Raw genomic sequence first — 17,170 nt, forward strand, 5'->3', positions numbered from 1 at the left:
TTTATAAGTTGTAGTATGCTACCCTATCTCCAACAGCTTTGATGGAATGTTCTGCTGGAATTTCGACAGTGACGTTAGCTTCTCCATAAGCAAAAAGATTAAATGATTCTTGTCCAGAAAGAATTGACACTCCATTTTGTGATTTTTTAGCTTTTAAAAAATGAGTAAATCCATTTTTCCCAGAGAATGTATTTTCTAGTGGTAAGAAACCCGAAGGTTCCCAGCAATCAGAATGCCCCATCCACTGTAAAATTGATGGTTTGATATATTGTGAAAAGCAAGTGAAGACAGCACAAGGGTTTCCCGGTAGTCCAAAGACCAATTTACCCGAATTAGCCCCTGCATAAAATGGTTTTCCTGGTCTTTGACTTACCTTGTAAAACAATTCTTTCACACCAGCTTGTTGCATACCTTGTTTTACAAAATCATATTCTCCAACAGAAATTCCACCAGACACGATGATGATGTCGTGGCTAGCTAGAAAGCGAACCAAGGTTTGGGAAGTTAGTTTTTCATCATCTTTCAGGTTAACCGTTTCCACAGTATTTATTCCAAGTTGACGTAGAAAGCCTTTAAGTATCGGTCCATTCGCATCATAAATTTCACCCTCCTCAAGTTCACTTCCTACTGTTTTTATTTCATTTCCAGTAAGAATTATGCCTACAGTTGGTTTTTTATAAACAGACACTTTGTCTATGCCTACTGAGGCTAGTAGACCCAAAATGCCAGGAGTAATAAGCACTCCTTGATCAATTAGCGTATCTCCAGCCCTGTTTTGAGAGCCCTTTAGCCTTATATTAGCTCCTTTTTGAATTCTTTGTTTGTCAAAGTATATTGTGTCCTCCTTTCTCTTGATCAATTCTTGGGGAATTATGGTATCTACACCTTGAGGTATTTTTGCACCTGTAAAAATTCTACAGGCCTGACCTGAGGCTATATTATTGATTTTTTTAGAACCCGCTTGAATAGTTGAGACGACTTGATAGTTGTCATCAGAAGACCACGCAATGCCATAACCGTCCATTGCAGCGTTGTCAAAGGCAGGGATTTCAATTGAAGCCTTTATAGGTTTAGCGGTGATGCTATCAACGGCGAGATTAAGGTCTTGCAGTTCACAAGCGCCTATAGGGCAGGTGTTTTTCAGAATCGATTTTGCTTCTTTTACGCTAATCATTACTCGAGTTTGTTAGATATGAAGTGTCTAATCACTGCACTAAGTTAAAAAAAATAAGTAAAAACAAGTAATAATACTTAAAAAAATAAGTATTATTACGTCGTTACGACAGGTGTTCTCTGTTTTTTCAGCTTATGAATTACATTTAATTTCTATGGAAGGTTTATGAAAGCTTTCTATTTTGAGTTTGACAACAAAACTTGATAAAAAAAAGATGGGTCGGTACTATAGCAAACCATACCTAATTCGCAGGTGATCAGCCAAAGAAAGTCAAAAAAATTAATTCTCGAAGAAATAAATGCCTGTATACGCAACAATATTGCATTTAAATTATTATTGAACTATTTTAGACAATGGAAAAAATCAAAATTGGTGTAATTACTTGTTCAGATAGAGCAGCAGCCAACATTTATGAAGATATTTCAGGCAAAGAAATTATGTACTTTTTTGAGGAGGTGCTTGTTGGGGCATGGGAGCCGATTTATCAGGTGATCCCTGATGATAAAGAAAATATCGTTTCTACCTTGAAATCAATGGCTGAAGAGCAATGTGCTTTGATCGTCACCACAGGAGGTACTGGTCCTGCACCAAGGGACGTAACACCTGAAGCTACTGAGGAGGTTTGTGAAAAAATGTTACCAGGCTTTGGGGAATTGATGCGTCAGGTGAGCTTGCAGTATGTACCAACGGCGATTTTATCTCGGCAGACTGCAGGAATCTATAAGCAAAGTCTCATTGTCAATTTGCCTGGTAAGCCATCTGCAATACTTCAATGTCTCGAAGCCGTTTTCCCTGCAATTCCCTATTGCTTAGAATTGATAGGGGCTTCCTATTTGGAATGCGATGAATCTAAGATTAAAGTTTTTAGGCCAAAAACCTAGCAGTTTTCTAATAGTAATGAATTATTCAAACCAGGAAAATACACTTATAAATTAGATAACAATGGATGAAAATTTGGAAGAAATCAATCAATTAACCCCCTGTTTTTCCAAAAGAGGCGGGCTACTTCCTGTTGCAGTTCAGGAATTTGGCTCAGGTCAGATTTTAATGATGGCCTCTGTAGATAAGCTGGCGTTAGAATTTACGCTAAAAAATAAAATTGCGGCTTTTTACAGTACCTCAAGAAAAAAACTGTGGGTTAAAGGAGAATCATCAGGAAACCGGCTGCTGGTAAAAAAGGTACTCATTGACTGTGATCAGGATGCTTTGGTATATCAGGTTACCTTGGAAAAAGGTGGGGTTTGTCATACATTAAACAAACAAGGAAACAACCGAAAGGCTTGTTTTTACAGGTCAGTCAATGTAGAAAACCAAACATTGGAATTTTTAGAACCTTAAATGATTATACATGACAATCTTTGCAGTAGCCTTCTATGGCGATAGTCTCGAAGTTGATGTTTTTTCCTGTCAAATTATTAAGGTATTCGATGGGTAAATCTGGAAGGACTTCAATTTTCTGGCAGCATTTACACCTGAATTTTGGACTGTTTTTGATTTTCTCATGTGTAGTTTTAAGTGTAAAAAGAAGGTTTCCGTCAGTACAGGGAATTTTTTGAAGAATATCATTCTCTGTCAAAAGTATTAAAATACGGTATACTGTGGTTCTATCCATTTTTTCCTTGAGCAATTGATGAAGTTGGCATAAGGAGTAGGCCTTGTTGTTTTTAGTCAAATGCTTGAGTAAACTTACCCTATTGCTATTGGGCCTAATTCCATGCATTTTCAGGATGTTTTTAAATTTTTCCATTGTGTTTATATTTTTTTGGAATTGGATCATAGCCATGAGTACCCCAAGGATGGCATTTAGAAAGTCTCTTTATACCAAGCCACAGTCCGGCAAAAGCACCATGGGTTTGTATGGCCTGAATCATGTAATTTGAGCAACTTGGTTGATGCCTACAACTAGAAGGAAACATTGGACTGATGAACCATTGATAGAGCTTAACAGGCAATATGAACAGCCACTTAATCATGTTTCGAAATCTTTATAAAGCATACTTGGCTGTATAGCATCATTGTTTTGGTATTTTCCTGAGCTGTAAGTTTCAAAGGGTTTTGAAATATCATGGTAATACACTTGACAAATTTCTATTCCTGCATAAATCTTTATGGGTTGTACACAGAAAATTTCTAATGTCCAGTAGCCGCTGAATCCTACATCCCCAAAGCCTGCAGTGATATGTACGAAAAGTCCCAATCGTCCAATTGATGACCTTCCTTCAAGCATGGGTACTAAATTCTCCGTTCGAGTATATTCAATTGTTCTACCCAAATACAACCTGTTAGGTTCCAGCATAAGTCCATTCTCTGGTATAGTGATTTCTTCTGTAGCATGTTGTTTTTTCATGTCTAAAACCTCATCTCTGTAAATCAGCAGCTTGTTGTCAAGGCGGAGGTTGTAACTGTTTGGATTAATCCTTTTATCACTAAAAGGATGGATAAATATATCTTTGTTTAGCCGACTTTTGATTTCTACGCCACTTAAGATCATACAGTAGGGGCATTTACTTTGGTGGAAATTGCATTTTGAATAAGCCTTTCGATACCTTTTCTTTCAATATCTCGACCGATGAAAATCAATACCAATTTTGGGTATTCATCTTTCCTTTTCTGTTTGGAAATTGTAAGCTTGTTTCCAGTTGACTGAACCAAAACAGCTTGTTTTTCCCCTTTTAGCCTTACAAAGCCTTTGATTCTGTACAGCTGGTGGTAGTATAAAAAAATAGAAGTGGAAAGTACAGCATAAAGTTGATCTCTGTCAAATTCAAAAGGTACTTCCACAGCGATGCTTTTCATGCGGTGAACAGGCTTAATTGCATCCAGTGTTGAATGATCTACCTGGGTAAGGATACTGTCAGTACTTATATCCAACAGCTCAAAATCAAATTTCCCAAATGTGGTAAGTGTGATTTTTGCAAGAGGATTGATTTTTTCAACATCTGATTTAATAGTCGCAGCATATTTTTTTTGTACCAAATCAGTTTTATTAATCAAAATCAAATCTGAAGCCACAATTTGACGGTACATTTCTGGAACCTCTCTTACCCTGTCTTCAAAATTTTCGGTGTCTATCAAACAAACTACCTGTTGAAAATCAAAGTATTGCATCACGTCCTCACGCTTAAATATTGATGCCAACTGTCCTGCATCTGCCACACCTGAGGCCTCTATAAACAAATTGTCTGGCTGGACATCTGTCTGAATCATTTGAGACATTACTTCGATCAGTTCATTGTCTAAGGAACAGCAAATACAACCATTGTTCAGTTCGAACAATTTGTTATAATTTTTGGTGACCAGTGCTGAGTCCACTGAACTTTTACCAAATTCATTTTCTATTACATAGTTGAGCGCTGATTTACTTCTAGACAACAGGTGGTTTAAAAGCGTTGTTTTTCCTGCTCCCAAAAATCCTGTAATAAGATAAGTTTTGATTCTTTTGGACATGTTCCTTTTTTACGGCAAGATATCCGATATTATCTATAAATGCAACAATGTTGCATTTAATAAAAGATCTCATTTTTTTTACTCAATTCATTTGCAATTTAATATTTACAGATGCAGCTTAGTTGCATGTTATTTAAAGATTTTACATTACTGTTATAAAATTCGCAAAAAAGCAAAGTGAGAATGGTATGAAAGCCATGTTTTCTGACAACTGTTTATCTAATCAAGCTAGGTTTCCTCTTAATCATAAGAGGCATTTTGACCTTTTTTTTATTGATCATTTTAAACTATTCCATTGCTCAAAAGAGTTAATTGTCTGGAGTAGTTTTAGATGAAGACTTAAATTCTTTAGAAGGGGCAACTGTTCAACTCATATCAGCACGCTTAGTAATTTTAAATGATCATCAAGGCAAGTTTAATTTTTCATCTCTTTTTAAATTATGCTCATCTAAGACTGAGAGATTTGACCACAAAATGAGCATTATGTACAATCATTTTGGTCTTCTCCAAGTCACCTTTTTGATTTAGCAGAAACTTCTTCTTGTAGAAAAAAAGAATAATAACTTCTATTTTTCTACCCATTCCCGAAATGCTGCTGTAGTACTTTGGCTGGTGATGAGATGATTTGAATACCCTTTTAATTTAATGGCAAGTGTATTTTTATTGTAGCGCTCTAACTTTTCGATAAAGGGCTTATGCACAAGTTCTGATCGATTGATCCTGAAGAATGCCATGGGATCTAACTGTTCTTCTATTTCTTTTAAAGTTGACTCGGTAAGCACATGCTTTTTGCCTTGGTTATCGTAAGCGAAAACCACACCTTCAGAGGCGATAAAAAATTGGATGTTTGCTGTTTCCAAAAAAGAAATGCCATGGTTTGAATGGATAACAAAGCGCTTTTTATACTTTCTCTCTTGTAAATTCTCCTGCATCAATTTGGCGAGCCTGGTGATGACATTGACCTCTTCTGAAGCAGGTTTTTGCAGTAGAATGTATTTTTCCCATGCCTTTTGAAATCGATCTTGGGAAAAAGGCTTTAACAGATAGGCTATGCCATTGCCCTCAAATGCATCCATCCAAAATTGATCATAGGCTGTGGTGAAAATTATAGGACAGGATATAGCAACCTGCTGATATATCTCAAAAGCATTGCCATCGAGTAACTCTATATCTGAAAAAATCAGGTCAGGTTGGTTAATTTTAAGGAAAGCCACAGCCGCTTCCACGGTATCCAATTCAGCCATAATTTCAGTTGTAGGATTCAAAGCTTCTATATAGCGTTTCAGTTTTTTCCTTGCTGGGATTTCGTCTTCAATGAGGAGTATCTTTGTCATTTCAATGCTTGGTCAATAATGGGAAAGCTTACCTTAAATTCTTTTTCAGATTTATAAATTTCAATGGGTTGTTTTGAAAGTATGTGGTATTGTTCTGCTAGATTTTTCAATGCGCGTCCTGAAAGCGGTTTTGTATTTCTTTTTGTTTGGACGTTATTGGTAACATGTATTGATCCATCAACAGTTAGGTGGATATAAATCGGGGATTCAATCGTACCCAAATTGTGCTTTATGGCATTCTCAAGGAGTAATTGTAAGGTAAGAGGAACGATTAGACCTTTTTTATGTTTTGTTTCAATATTCAATTGATAAGCGTTTCCATACTTGTGCTGAATAAGCCTGAAATACTGCTCTGCGAAGTCTAGCTCTTCTTGTATACTGACCAATTCTTTGTCAGAAGCGTACAAAACATAGCGATAAATTTCAGCAAATTCATGGAGAAAGTCAGAGGCTTTGTATTTATCCTCTTCAATCAATTGGTCTAAGACATTCAGGTTATTGAATAAGAAATGTGGGTTTAGCTGTGTTTTCAGTTGGTTGATTTTGCTTTCTGAAAGGGCTTTATTGTACATCACCAACTTTTGCTGATGCTTTTTGTAACTGTCGTAATAATAGTAGCTGATAAAAAAACTGCCATAAATAACTGCTTTCAAAAAATCAGAAAATAATGAAAGGGTAAAAGTGGGCAGGTTGTAGTTTTGTTCAATCTTGTTGAATACTAAAGCAACAGAAAACGCAAGTAGCTGAATAAATATCAAGTAGGAACATAGAGATGCTCCAAATATTTTCAACATTGTTTTGGCACTGGGTACATTTGATTTTTGCCATTTTTTGATAAAAAATAGGATGATAAAAAATAAAACTCCAGCCTCAAACAAAGAAATCATTGCCGATTCAGGAGTAAAAATATAGGGAGATATTTTACCTCGAACGCTTATTCTGGTGTAAATGGACTGAATATAGGCAAATACTAAAATGAACAGCAGGAATCGCCAATTTTGCTGTATTTTTTGGAAAATATATTTCATTAGAAATTGATAAGTCAAATGATAAAGAGTAGTTCTCTGGTAATAGAACTACTCTTTGAGCTTGTTTATTCTTTAGTTTCGGGAAATGAAGCGATCACATTTCCTTTATCATCAAAGAATTGTAGCTTGGCAGTATTTTCATTGTCTATAAAAAACATGGCTCTTGGCATACCCTGATCATCGAAAAGGAAAAGTCCATTGCTTTTACTTCTTGTTTGTCCTAAGACCATGCGATCCACAGTACCAACCAATCCTTGCTTTTTATACTCTTGATACTTCTCCTGCATGGCTTGTCTATCAGTTTTTCTTAATTCAGCCAATTCTTGATTTATTTCGCTTCTTCTTGCTTGAGTTTCATTTGTAGGTTGATTGATAAAGGCAATGCTACTTCTCACAAACCGCTCATCACCTACTTTATCATCATTCATAAGTATTTGCATTACTTGATCTCCATCATATTGATCATAGGTCAATGATAGTCCAGCAGTGTGTCCATTCTCAGTCTTTTTACCATCATAGATAAAGCCACCACACTCCATACCTTCTTCGTTGAAGAATAACATTCCTGAACGCTTTTTCCTTCCTTCATTGGTTGGCCTGTCGTTAATGATTTCATTTCCACTTGGGAAACGTTCTACATTGGTGATAACCATTTTTACAGTTCCATCATTTTCCACGATATTAATGCGTTCCACATCAATTTCGCTGAATCTTTGGTTGCCTTGTTTTTTGAATGCCGTAGAAGTGATAAATATCATTCCGGCAACAGTTGCTATTGCAAAAGCTCTTAAAAACACTAATTCTCTTTTCATCTTTTTGATTTTTTTAGTTGTATGATGAATCAAAAGTATGGAGTGCACTCACTTTTCTCAATCAAAAAATAATGATTGCAGGAATAATTCAAGTGAATCAAGGAAATGTCAACATGAGTTAAAAAAAATGATTTGTTGGTCAATTTTAAAAAAGGAAAGATCTTTTGCTCTAGGTCGATATATTTCTAGCAAGGCTAGTTGTAGTTAATATATTAACTCCCAACCTCCAAACTCGCAGTCATGTTTGAAACCTAACTCACACATGTTATTTGTCCATTCTATCATGAATGCTATAGAAAGATTTGGATTATCTATTTCACCAATTACAACAAATAAAGAAGTTGAGTCTTCAGTCGCATCAAAAGAGATATGATTTTTCATTTGGAGGAGCACATTCCCCAATGTTACTATTTTTTCGTTTGAATCTGAAAAGAAGTAATACTGAAGTTTCGAAGGGATATCCTCTGCTTTCTTTTTAAAATATTCCTCAAGTGTCGAAGTTGTTTCTTGTATTTGCTTATTCTTTATCAAGGCAAACTCAGCTGGTTTGACAAAAGAATTTTTACCGTAATTAAATTCTGATTTAGTCATTTTGAAATTGTTGCTAGAACGGAGGTGATGTTAATTAGTATTCTTAGAAGTAAATAAAAAAAGAGGTTGTTCTCAAAAATAACGCTATTTGAGATTTTAAACTAATTTGAATAGGACTTATTAATTTTATTAATTCAAAATATTAGTTTTCGAGACTATGGATTTTTCAACCCTTTTTGGAAAGGAGGGAGCAACATATAGAAGAGAAATGGGCAGGGATCATTAATACTAATTTAGGCTACTTTGATAGGATTCATAAAGCAAAGCTTTTTTTAAAGCTAATTTATGAGTTTCGGGAGTGTGTCAAGCCTGAAGACTTTGTTTATGCTAGATTGAAAATCAGTTATTTGCAATTGCAAGAAATTAATATTTTATCCACTCACAAATTATAGAAGGGCTTGAAGCATCGTTAGGCCTCAGAAACCAAAACAATCGTTGAAGAATCATAGGTTCAGTATATCTAAAAATCAATATTTTTTCAAAGACTAGTTCTTTACCTATGTCATTTCATATTCTAAAGAATTTTGATTATGTGCCTTATTATTAAAGTGTTATGTTTTGAAAATTATAAAAACATATTTTATAGTTAGTAAAATGTATTTTGTTTTTTTACTATTTTTTGGCAAAAAATAATTGAAATAGTTTTTAAGTTATTTGTTTAATTACAATATTTACATCAATTAAAATTAATTGTTATTAATAAAATAAAGAATTAAAGTATTGAATTAAATATGATAAACTGATGTTTTAATCTTTAATTTTAATAATAGAATCAATAAACTTTTGATTTGCTAAGCCAACCATTTGATTTCAATTTCCACTGTAACTTACTGTATTTTTAACTAGGTTATTATCGATTTCCATCCGCCCATGCAAGGCGTATGCACTTAATCCAGCCCATCTTTTGAGGGTCTAAGCTATGGCTTGTCCCATTGGACTTTTAGGTCTGTAGCTATAGTGTTTTTCCTCAAGCCATTTGCCAAGGTTTTCCAATACAGGCTTCGCATGTTCTTTTATTAATACTGTCCGCTGCTGCCAGTCTATTGACTCCTCTCGCATCTTTGCTTCCAAAAGGTAGAGTTTCTGGATTTCCTCCAGCACATAGTTAGCCTTTACTTCATCGTCCTTTACATCATCCTTGAACTTCCTTCGAGCATGAGCCATACAGAGGGTCAGATGGATATCTGGGTGGTTCCCAAAAAGTGAATCATAGACTGCAAAACCATCAGTTTGGATGATACTCCTAAAGTCTGCAAGCATTTTCTTGGGACCAGACTGATCCCTGTCTTTTTGGTAATCGAATAATGTAGGTCTGTTCATAGGGGAATGATAAAGCGGATATCCAGCATTTTGACTAAATAGAATACTACTCGAAATGGTTTGGGTTCTATCCAGCAAAAGTTCTGGCAGACAAACTATATTGTATTAGGAAAAACAGGAATTGGCTGAAAGAAAAAAGGACAAAACTTGTGGCAAAACTATTGGGAGGATAATTGGCAAAAGCGTAGGAAAATCAAGTAAGTCTTGGAGAGAAGTGAAATTCGGTCAGGGAAAGTACGCGTACGGTATGAGCCGTATCAGGGTAAAGCTCAAAGATGTCAGTCAGTCTTGGATCGCCTCCATCATTCTAGTGCTCAATCTGGTCAAATTGGCAGGGGACGCACTCCTGTGGCTTGTTTTTTCAGGATGGGAAGTGTTTGGTATTGGGATATTGTTTAGCATTGAATCTATTTTAGAGGTCATACAATAAAGAAAGAGCTCAGATTAAAAATTAGGCTGATTTTAGAAAGACTTTACGCCCGCGTTTGGGAACCTATTTATATCTTAATAAAATTAATTCGTTGTAAATCACAATGCCTATAATTAAAATAAATAAAAGTTAAATAATAAAAATTTATATTAAATTAATTTTCTATACTTTTGGGTAAATTTCTACAAAAAACCAGCAATGATAAAATCTAAAAGTACACAAGCACACATTAATTCCATTAAATTTTCCTTTATAAAATGGAAGAAGTCTTTGATTTTGGTTTTCACAATTTTGATGTCAATTTCTTGTAGCCAAGAGGAGCTATTAGATGTGGACAATAAAGTTAAAGAAGAAAATGTTTATACATTGAGAACCGAATACGAGAAAAAGCTTGAAATTCTTTCATTAATATTTGGAGAAATCTTTTTGCAAGAGGCGGCTAGAAAGGAATTTTTAGCGACTGCTGAACTGAATTTAAAAGGAGGTCAAGCTGAACTTAACCTAAAAAAATTATTTGATGCTGATTTAAACTTAAGAAAGTATTCTTCTATTGCACAAACACTTCAAAAGGGAAACTTGAAAACATTAAGAATGTACGGTGAGACAGAAGATTGGATTACATTTATTCAAGCAAATGACATTAAAATTATAGCACCTTATTTGGCAGAGAACTTCAAACTAAAGGACATTAAGGAGTTGACTGTTTCTTGGTGGACCGAAGAAATGGAAATTCCTTATCTTGAAGATCCAAACTGGGAAGGTGAAACACCAGGATATAAAATCAATCTTGAAAAAGATGATTTATTTGAACAGATTACAGTTAACCCCAATAATTCCTTTAAAAAAGTAACTGCTAATGATGAATACGCAAAGGTGAATCCCACTATTGTATTGGGTAATTTTGAAATGCCAGAAGAAAGTGATTATTCATACATTAATTCAGAGAGTTCAAGGTGGTCACCTCCAAGCAAAAATCCGATTAGATGTTCTGATCTGACAGCTGGGGCTTTGTTTACTTTGAGGAGCCCTAAATTTAACTTAACCAAAAACACAAGAGGATGGCCGAATACTAATTATATTTATATGTGGGTTGTTACAGGAGATGTTGAATATGAAAGTAATGGATTCCCTAAGCCTTCTAGTAAAGTTGAAGTTATCTACAATAAAAAGCAAGTATATAGAAGTCAAGTACCAAATGCTTGGATTGATGGAAACTCATTTTTAATTCAAAACTGGAAATATAATTCAGACGATATTGCCGTAATTTGGGGCTATTTTGACAGAAATTCAAAGATGAAATTTACAGGAGAAGTAAATACTAGTGACAAAGATAAAGCAAGTGGTGGGCTAAAGGCCGAGTATGAAATTGATGAAGGTGATAAGAGACTAATGAGTAGACAGAATTTTGATAAATGTGCATTGCTTGAAAACAATTTCTGGAGCGACGATCAAGGTCATGGCTTTATTTGGGAAACGTTAGATGTAATGGTTGCTATTCATTATTTCCCTGTCTATAAAATGGGTGATATTAAATTTTACTATACGACTACTATTCATAGAGAATTATGAAAAAAATTATTATATTTTATTTAGTATTTGGGGTGTTTATAGTTGATGGTTTGATCGCTCAACAGAATAGCTTTGGCACCACACCTTTTATCTATTTCAATCAAGGAATTTATGAAGGCATTATGGTTGGTTATGGTATTGATTTGAATTATACAAGGAAAGTTACCAATAAGATTTATTTAAATTTAAATTTTGGAAAGGGCAGGTATTTAAGTGAAAACACCACTCAATTGGACTTGGAGAAAGATGAAACTTCATTTTTACCATTGACTCGTTGGGGTATAGGAGCTGATTACTCAATTTTAACTACAAAAAAAATGAATATGTCTGTAGGTACAGAATTCCTTTTATCACGGTTTATATTTGTTGAATCAATACATATCGATAATTCAGACCAAGTGACCTTTAGACAAACCAGGATGAATAATTTCCATAATTATTTGATCCATCTAAAAACTGAAAATAAATTAGGATCGAGAACTTTCTGGACTACTCAAATCAGCTACCAACCTTACTTCATCCATGCCAATGAAGTATTCATGGTTAAGTCCGGAGTGGGATTCAGGTTTTAATATAATTATAATCCAAATAGAATATTTTTTTCTTACATAAAGGCTGCCCTAATATGGACAGTCATTATGTTGTAGGTACTTTTAGTTTTAGATTAAAAATGAAAGTAAACATGAATCTAAAAAGTCAAGCCATTAACCAGTTAAACAGTTATCTCATATTACCTTTAATTTCTTATTTATCATTTAAGTACAATTTTTCAGGCGAATTGAAATAGGATTACTCGCTTCCTATTTATGTTGAATGCACCTGATTTAGTTAGGGTTTGCTTAAAAAGTCTCAGGTATACCAGACCTTCCTATCAGTAGGCAAGTTCAAAGCGGCCGAATGAAGATATGTATACGTATTCTTCGAATGAGCCCAATGAATAACCTGTCAAGTCGCCGGGCAGGGATGGTATGTCTGAGACAAGCCTGAAAATTTCGAGTTTTGAAATTTTCAATAGCACAGAAATCGAGCTAGATCATTGAAATCAAGTTGGAGCATTGATTAAGCTTACATTTGATTAAAAAGGTAATACTTATTTCTTCCAAAGAAAGGCCCTAAAAAACAAGAATAGGTGCTTAGTTCTTAAATATCAAAGCAAAGAACAACAGTAATGGAGGGTGTGTTTGGGGTTAACCAAGAGTTCTATGGGTTAAGAAAGATCAGGGTCAAAGGGGCAAAAAGAGAGGGATTCATGATATTTTTTGGAATAATGGCTGATAATGCTGTCAAAATAGCTAAAAGAAGAGCTGAAAAGTAGCTACCACCAGTTCAGAAAGCAGTTTAAAATCAAGAGAATATTGACCTCCATGGTTGAGGTATGTCCATTCGTTAAAAAGACAAACAACTAATAGATTAAATCTTATGAGATTGTACTTTTCCTAGATTGTGTCCTTCGCAATAACAAGGAAAATATACACAAAAAATAAATGTAGGGCTTAGTTCAAGCCTTACATTTCAATTTCTAAGTAATTTTCCAAGAAGCTCTAAATAGTTAAAATAACTTTTATTGAGGCGATGTTTTTAAAATTTACAATAATTAACTTACTCTAAATCAAGTATGGTTAGAATCATTCAAGAATATGTCATTTATAAATGATACAGCATTTTTAATTTTTTCTTGGTCTTCCTTATCGTTCAAATTTAGACCGCAAAATGTCCCATTGTTTGAAGATGCATGTAATGAGAGGTAATACATAGCAGCAACGTTTATTGCTGAAATTGCTCTAAAATCAATCTCTGTATTTTTAAGTTGTTCTTGGGCTATTTCAAAAAGATGATTTCCGACCTCTTCTCGTTTAGCTATGAATTTTTTCATCAATTCATTTTCTTCTGAAATACTCCAAAGCATCAATTTCTGCAATTGAACATCTGTTAAAATACTATCAAATTGTTTATGAAGATAGAAATTCACCAATTGATTAAATGAAAATGGGCTATTTTTAGATATTACCTTATTTAAAAGGTCTACTTTTGTTGACCAGTAGTCTTTTTGCATAAAGTATTTTTCTAATAAATTTTCTAAAGAATTATATTTTCTATAGATATAGGATTTGTCTACTCCAGACATGGAAGAGACTTTATTGATTCCTAATTCTTCATGTCCATGTTTTCCAAAGATCTCATCAATAGCCAAAAATAATTTTGCTTCATTTTCATTATTAACCATATGCTACTTTTTTTATATTCAAAATACTATCAGCTTTCAATAGCGCATTGACAGCCATGTCCAAATGTTTTAATTCATGATTAGCAGTCAGGTTAAACCTTATTCTAGCATCTTTTTTTGCGACTGCTGGATACATTATTGGGTTTGCATGAACTCCATTTTCCAATAAGATTTTACCAGTCTCTAATGTTTTGTGAATATCTCCAATTTTAACAGGAATAACAGCGGACTCGGTATTTCCAACTTCAAAACCACTCTCAATTAAAGCATTTTTGAAGTAATTGATGTTATCCCATAATTTATTTCTCAGGTTTTTATCTGTTTGGATTATTTCTAAAGCCTTTATAGCACCTAAAATTGAGGGAGTTGAAGTTGTAGAGAAGAGATGTTGTTTTGATTGGAATTTTAAATAGCGTATAATACTTTTTTTTCCAACAACAAACCCACCCAAGTTACCAATAGATTTACTTAAAGTACCAATGAATAAGTCAATATCTCTGAATGCATCAAAAACTTCAACAACTCCTCTTCCTGAATCACCTAAAACACCTATTCCATGTGCATCATCTACGGCGATCATAGCTCCATGTGCTTTTGCAAGTGGTATAATTTTATCTAACAGTGCTATATCGCCATCTTGTGAATAAACTCCATCTAAAATTATCATTCTGGTTCGATACTTTCCACTTGTATTTATTAAGATCCTCTCTAACATGTCAATGTTGTTATGTAAAAAAGTTTTAACGTTGGTTAGTTGGCAGCCTCCGTAGATGCTTGCATGAACGGCCATATCTAATATTGCTAGATCCTCTTTGTTTAAAAGGGCTTGGAAAGTAGCACTATTTGCTGTATATCCTGTATTGTATAAGATAGCATCTTCTCCTTCGAAGAAATTTGCCAACTTATTTTCCAGCATTTCATGGTAAATAAAATGACCTCCAATTGCCGGGGATGCCGCAGAGCCAGCACCAAACTTCATAACAGCGTCTATTATAGCGTTTTTAACTTCTTCATTCTGAGTTAAACCCAAATAATCATTGGAGACGAAGCTTGCAACTTCAACAGTTTTTCCAAAAAGAGGGACATTGATGGAAATCGATGGTTTACATCCATCATATGATGTTAGTCTGTAATTTAGTTTACCGTTTGAAAATAAGTAATCTAAATAATCGGAAAATAGTATGGCTCTTTCTTCTAGAGAAATGTGTTCAATGTTTTCAAAATCTTTGAAACTGGCTTTGTCGAAATTAATCATGTTTTTAAAATTAAATCAATAATAGGTAATTAAAGCATTATTTAATATCAATATTAAACTTGTATAATAATAATTTTTTTTAAAAAAATCAGGATTTAAAGTAAATTTAAGATATAACTTTTTTTCTAAAATCTCACTTTATTTTAACAGCTTTCATGATTTTCATAATATCATTAAAAATATAAATGGTGTATGATGAGTAAATTATAGTTCATGCTATTTTTTATTTCGATTATTTCTATTTAAAGCCATTTCTCATTTTTAAATTTTATATGACTTATAGAAAAATTATATACAATTGATGAATTATTTATGAAGCCGTTACTTTTAAGAATGATACTTAAACAGATTATATTAATTTTAGATTTTAATTATTGGAAATAAAATTGGTAGTTTTATTGCTATAGTTTTATTGAAACAAATTAATTTGGTTTTATGAATTGTAAATTGAGTTGTTACTAATGTATGTTTAATTAATTTTCGTAGTAATGAGTGGCTTATTTTTTTAATATTTGCAACTCATAATGAAATTTATATTAATTTTGTGTAATTAAAATGTTTTTATATGTCAAATGTAACAGAAGAAGAAGTAATAGTTTTCCTAAAGGCAAGAAGGGAAGAGTTATTAAAAGAATTAGAAAAGGTAGAAACAGCCTTAAATGCATTAGGTGGTTTGAGTATACCGGCGAATTACTTTTATGAGGAACCAGAGATACCAAATTCTTATTCAGAGAAGTTAAAGATGGACAAGAAGATCTTATTTGCACTAAATCAAATAGGATCAGGTGATAAGATGGATATTTTGGCACAATTGAAAATTCTTGAACCATCTCTGGATGTGGAAAAATTGGAAAAATCTATTGCTGTACGTTTATCATACTTAAAGAATAAAAACATGATAAAGTGGGATAAAAATGGCAGGTCGTTGACATACCATTTTTAATTTGACATTCTTTTTTGCCATAAATACTAATAGGAATAATTAAGAGGGTTGCCAATAGGTACATTATTGTTAGACAAAGGATTTGGATCATCTAATCTTACACTTTTTTTGCTACTTAAGACATAGAAATGAAAGTTTAGAATCATACAAAAAGAATTCTATTGTTTTGAAAGCATACTTATTAAATAGGAAATAGAATATGGTTATAAATTAAAAAAAGTATAATAGGAAGAAAAAATGCTACTTATTGCTTAAGAAACTTGTGGTAATCGATTTATTTTAGGCTCTGTATATTGCCCATAGAAAGTTTGGGAACGTCCGTTCAAATGTTGTATAGTTCTCAAGATATTCTCCCTCACTTCCTGCTCTACTTCGGCATCGAATAGAAATATTATCATCTGGAAAGTGTAGGGTGATATAAGCATCTAAATCCTTTTGTGCCTGTGGTTCACATTTGCTTTTACTTTGTAGCAAAGGAATTATGTTTTGTAAGGTATGTTCAATGATTTCCCCAGTCTTTTTGTTCACCTTACGTGAACAAAAAGAATAAATGAACAAATTGTTTTTATTTAAATTCACTAATAGCCCAGTTTAGTTAGACACTAGTGAAAGTCAACCAAAGGAAAAGAAAACCCTTCCTTTGGTTGTTATACCTGAATCATAAGAGGTTGAGTTTTATTAAAAGCCTTAGATCCACTCCAGTTTTTCTCTACAGTTTGTTCTGCTTTTAAGTCTTCAGTATGCTGAGTAGTTTTGGGCTCTATCAACATGACTTTTATTTCTTTTCCATTTTCAGTTCATGGTCTGTGTTCAACACTCCTCGGTATGATCAAAACCTTACGAGGCTTTGTGGTCGTGGTGTTACTATCCCTAAAGTCCATCATCAATGTACTGCTTACCACTACAAACATCTCATCTTCTTCCTGATGGCTATGCCAAACCAACTCTCCGTTAAGTTTGGCTAATTTCACAAAATTCTCATTCAACTCACCTACTATATCAGGGTACAAGCTTATTCAAATTTATAGCTAGATTTGCGTGCT

20 protein-coding genes are annotated in these 17,170 nt (G+C 33.6%); 6 read left to right on the forward strand and 14 right to left on the reverse strand.

Annotated features, from left to right (window positions below):
• Position 1 precedes the first annotated feature (1 nt).
• On the reverse strand, positions 2–1,174 hold the full coding sequence (locus MM214_RS03105) for a molybdopterin molybdotransferase MoeA (RefSeq protein WP_241291873.1): 1,173 nt from the start codon (positions 1,172–1,174) through the stop codon (positions 2–4).
• Positions 1,175–1,527: 353 nt separating this feature from the next.
• On the opposite strand from MM214_RS03105, the gene mog reads away from it, so the two are divergent.
• Entirely contained in the window at positions 1,528–2,055 is a 528-nt protein-coding gene (gene mog / locus MM214_RS03110) for a molybdopterin adenylyltransferase (RefSeq protein ID WP_241291875.1), read from the forward strand.
• Between the two features lie 73 nt (positions 2,056–2,128).
• Positions 2,129–2,512: a phosphoribosyl-AMP cyclohydrolase gene (locus MM214_RS03115; protein ID WP_241291877.1), complete on the forward strand. Its 384-nt coding sequence runs from the start codon at positions 2,129–2,131 to the stop codon at positions 2,510–2,512.
• 4 nt (positions 2,513–2,516) lie between these two features.
• On the opposite strand, the gene MM214_RS03120 is transcribed toward MM214_RS03115, so the two are convergent.
• The 9 genes from MM214_RS03120 to MM214_RS03160 all read right to left on the reverse strand — a co-directional run bounded on the left by MM214_RS03120 (position 2,517) and on the right by MM214_RS03160 (position 9,706).
• The gene (locus tag MM214_RS03120) at positions 2,517–2,921 is read right to left on the reverse strand and encodes a Fur family transcriptional regulator (protein WP_241291879.1); all 405 of its coding nucleotides are present in this window, start codon (positions 2,919–2,921) and stop codon (positions 2,517–2,519) included.
• A complete protein-coding gene (gene yidD, locus MM214_RS03125; protein ID WP_241291881.1) occupies positions 2,908–3,147 on the reverse strand; it encodes a membrane protein insertion efficiency factor YidD in 240 nt (79 codons plus the stop codon). Before yidD ends, MM214_RS03120 begins: the two co-directional genes overlap by 14 nt.
• Complete coding sequence (gene dcd, locus MM214_RS03130; protein WP_241291883.1) at positions 3,144–3,665, reverse strand: dCTP deaminase; 522 nt, start codon at positions 3,663–3,665, stop codon at positions 3,144–3,146. The genes yidD and dcd overlap by 4 nt, the downstream gene beginning before the upstream one ends.
• Positions 3,662–4,621, reverse strand: coding sequence for a CobW family GTP-binding protein (locus MM214_RS03135; protein WP_241291885.1), 960 nt, complete (start codon positions 4,619–4,621; stop codon positions 3,662–3,664). The genes dcd and MM214_RS03135 overlap by 4 nt, the downstream gene beginning before the upstream one ends.
• Before the next feature lie 566 nt (positions 4,622–5,187).
• Positions 5,188–5,955: a LytR/AlgR family response regulator transcription factor gene (locus MM214_RS03140; RefSeq protein ID WP_241291887.1), complete on the reverse strand. Its 768-nt coding sequence runs from the start codon at positions 5,953–5,955 to the stop codon at positions 5,188–5,190.
• Positions 5,952–6,749, reverse strand: coding sequence for a sensor histidine kinase (locus MM214_RS03145; RefSeq protein ID WP_241291889.1), 798 nt, complete (start codon positions 6,747–6,749; stop codon positions 5,952–5,954). Before MM214_RS03145 ends, MM214_RS03140 begins: the two co-directional genes overlap by 4 nt.
• Before the next feature lie 299 nt (positions 6,750–7,048).
• The gene (locus MM214_RS03150; protein ID WP_241291891.1) at positions 7,049–7,795 is read right to left on the reverse strand and encodes a hypothetical protein; all 747 of its coding nucleotides are present in this window, start codon (positions 7,793–7,795) and stop codon (positions 7,049–7,051) included.
• A gap of 204 nt (positions 7,796–7,999) precedes the next feature.
• Positions 8,000–8,386: a hypothetical protein gene (locus MM214_RS03155; protein ID WP_241291893.1), complete on the reverse strand. Its 387-nt coding sequence runs from the start codon at positions 8,384–8,386 to the stop codon at positions 8,000–8,002.
• Positions 8,387–9,298: 912 nt separating this feature from the next.
• Entirely contained in the window at positions 9,299–9,706 is a 408-nt protein-coding gene (locus MM214_RS03160) for an IS66 family transposase (RefSeq protein WP_241291895.1), read from the reverse strand.
• A gap of 121 nt (positions 9,707–9,827) precedes the next feature.
• Here MM214_RS03160 and MM214_RS03165 point away from each other — a divergent pair, with 121 nt between their 5' ends.
• From MM214_RS03165 to MM214_RS03175, 3 genes are all read left to right on the forward strand, one after another.
• On the forward strand, positions 9,828–10,136 hold the full coding sequence (locus tag MM214_RS03165) for a hypothetical protein (RefSeq protein WP_241291897.1): 309 nt from the start codon (positions 9,828–9,830) through the stop codon (positions 10,134–10,136).
• A gap of 198 nt (positions 10,137–10,334) precedes the next feature.
• On the forward strand, positions 10,335–11,705 hold the full coding sequence (locus MM214_RS03170) for a hypothetical protein (protein ID WP_241291899.1): 1,371 nt from the start codon (positions 10,335–10,337) through the stop codon (positions 11,703–11,705).
• Positions 11,702–12,277, forward strand: a complete 576-nt coding sequence (locus MM214_RS03175) for a hypothetical protein (RefSeq protein WP_241291901.1) — start codon at positions 11,702–11,704, stop codon at positions 12,275–12,277. Before MM214_RS03170 ends, MM214_RS03175 begins: the two co-directional genes overlap by 4 nt.
• 1,037 nt (positions 12,278–13,314) lie before the next feature.
• Here the strand turns inward: MM214_RS03175 and MM214_RS03180 are convergent.
• Positions 13,315–13,929 (reverse strand): TetR/AcrR family transcriptional regulator, encoded by a 615-nt coding sequence (locus MM214_RS03180; protein ID WP_241291903.1) that lies wholly within the window; start codon positions 13,927–13,929, stop codon positions 13,315–13,317.
• Positions 13,922–15,184: an aminotransferase class I/II-fold pyridoxal phosphate-dependent enzyme gene (locus MM214_RS03185; RefSeq protein ID WP_241291905.1), complete on the reverse strand. Its 1,263-nt coding sequence runs from the start codon at positions 15,182–15,184 to the stop codon at positions 13,922–13,924. Before MM214_RS03185 ends, MM214_RS03180 begins: the two co-directional genes overlap by 8 nt.
• A 565-nt stretch (positions 15,185–15,749) precedes the next feature.
• On the opposite strand from MM214_RS03185, the gene MM214_RS03190 reads away from it, so the two are divergent.
• Positions 15,750–16,127: a hypothetical protein gene (locus MM214_RS03190; protein WP_241291907.1), complete on the forward strand. Its 378-nt coding sequence runs from the start codon at positions 15,750–15,752 to the stop codon at positions 16,125–16,127.
• Positions 16,128–16,406: 279 nt separating this feature from the next.
• On the opposite strand, the gene MM214_RS03195 is transcribed toward MM214_RS03190, so the two are convergent.
• Positions 16,407–16,601, reverse strand: a complete 195-nt coding sequence (locus MM214_RS03195; RefSeq protein ID WP_241291909.1) for a hypothetical protein — start codon at positions 16,599–16,601, stop codon at positions 16,407–16,409.
• 323 nt (positions 16,602–16,924) lie between these two features.
• Positions 16,925–17,137: a cupin domain-containing protein gene (locus MM214_RS19080; RefSeq protein WP_317208399.1), complete on the reverse strand. Its 213-nt coding sequence runs from the start codon at positions 17,135–17,137 to the stop codon at positions 16,925–16,927.
• Between the last annotated feature and the right edge of the window lie 33 nt (positions 17,138–17,170).

This window comes from Belliella kenyensis, assembly GCF_022549675.1.
GTDB classification, from domain to species: Bacteria; Bacteroidota; Bacteroidia; order Cytophagales; family Cyclobacteriaceae; genus Belliella; species Belliella kenyensis.

Excerpts from the sequence above, each read along its gene's own strand:
- MM214_RS03180 (WP_241291903.1), bottom strand. The coding sequence starts at position 13,929 with ATGGTTAATAATGAAAATGAAGCAAAATTATTTTTGGCTATTGATGAG.
- MM214_RS03105 (WP_241291873.1), bottom strand. The coding sequence starts at position 1,174 with ATGATTAGCGTAAAAGAAGCAAAATCGATTCTGAAAAACACCTGCCCT.
- MM214_RS03190 (WP_241291907.1), top strand. The coding sequence starts at position 15,750 with ATGTCAAATGTAACAGAAGAAGAAGTAATAGTTTTCCTAAAGGCAAGA.
- MM214_RS03140 (WP_241291887.1), bottom strand. The coding sequence starts at position 5,955 with ATGACAAAGATACTCCTCATTGAAGACGAAATCCCAGCAAGGAAAAAA.
- MM214_RS03185 (WP_241291905.1), bottom strand. The coding sequence starts at position 15,184 with ATGATTAATTTCGACAAAGCCAGTTTCAAAGATTTTGAAAACATTGAA.
- mog (WP_241291875.1), top strand. The coding sequence starts at position 1,528 with ATGGAAAAAATCAAAATTGGTGTAATTACTTGTTCAGATAGAGCAGCA.
- MM214_RS03120 (WP_241291879.1), bottom strand. The coding sequence starts at position 2,921 with ATGGAAAAATTTAAAAACATCCTGAAAATGCATGGAATTAGGCCCAAT.
- MM214_RS03155 (WP_241291893.1), bottom strand. The coding sequence starts at position 8,386 with ATGACTAAATCAGAATTTAATTACGGTAAAAATTCTTTTGTCAAACCA.
- MM214_RS03145 (WP_241291889.1), bottom strand. The coding sequence starts at position 6,749 with ATGTTGAAAATATTTGGAGCATCTCTATGTTCCTACTTGATATTTATT.
- MM214_RS03160 (WP_241291895.1), bottom strand. The coding sequence starts at position 9,706 with ATGAACAGACCTACATTATTCGATTACCAAAAAGACAGGGATCAGTCT.
- MM214_RS03175 (WP_241291901.1), top strand. The coding sequence starts at position 11,702 with ATGAAAAAAATTATTATATTTTATTTAGTATTTGGGGTGTTTATAGTT.
- MM214_RS03135 (WP_241291885.1), bottom strand. The coding sequence starts at position 4,621 with ATGTCCAAAAGAATCAAAACTTATCTTATTACAGGATTTTTGGGAGCA.
- MM214_RS03150 (WP_241291891.1), bottom strand. The coding sequence starts at position 7,795 with ATGAAAAGAGAATTAGTGTTTTTAAGAGCTTTTGCAATAGCAACTGTT.
- yidD (WP_241291881.1), bottom strand. The coding sequence starts at position 3,147 with ATGATTAAGTGGCTGTTCATATTGCCTGTTAAGCTCTATCAATGGTTC.
- MM214_RS03170 (WP_241291899.1), top strand. The coding sequence starts at position 10,335 with ATGATAAAATCTAAAAGTACACAAGCACACATTAATTCCATTAAATTT.
- dcd (WP_241291883.1), bottom strand. The coding sequence starts at position 3,665 with ATGATCTTAAGTGGCGTAGAAATCAAAAGTCGGCTAAACAAAGATATA.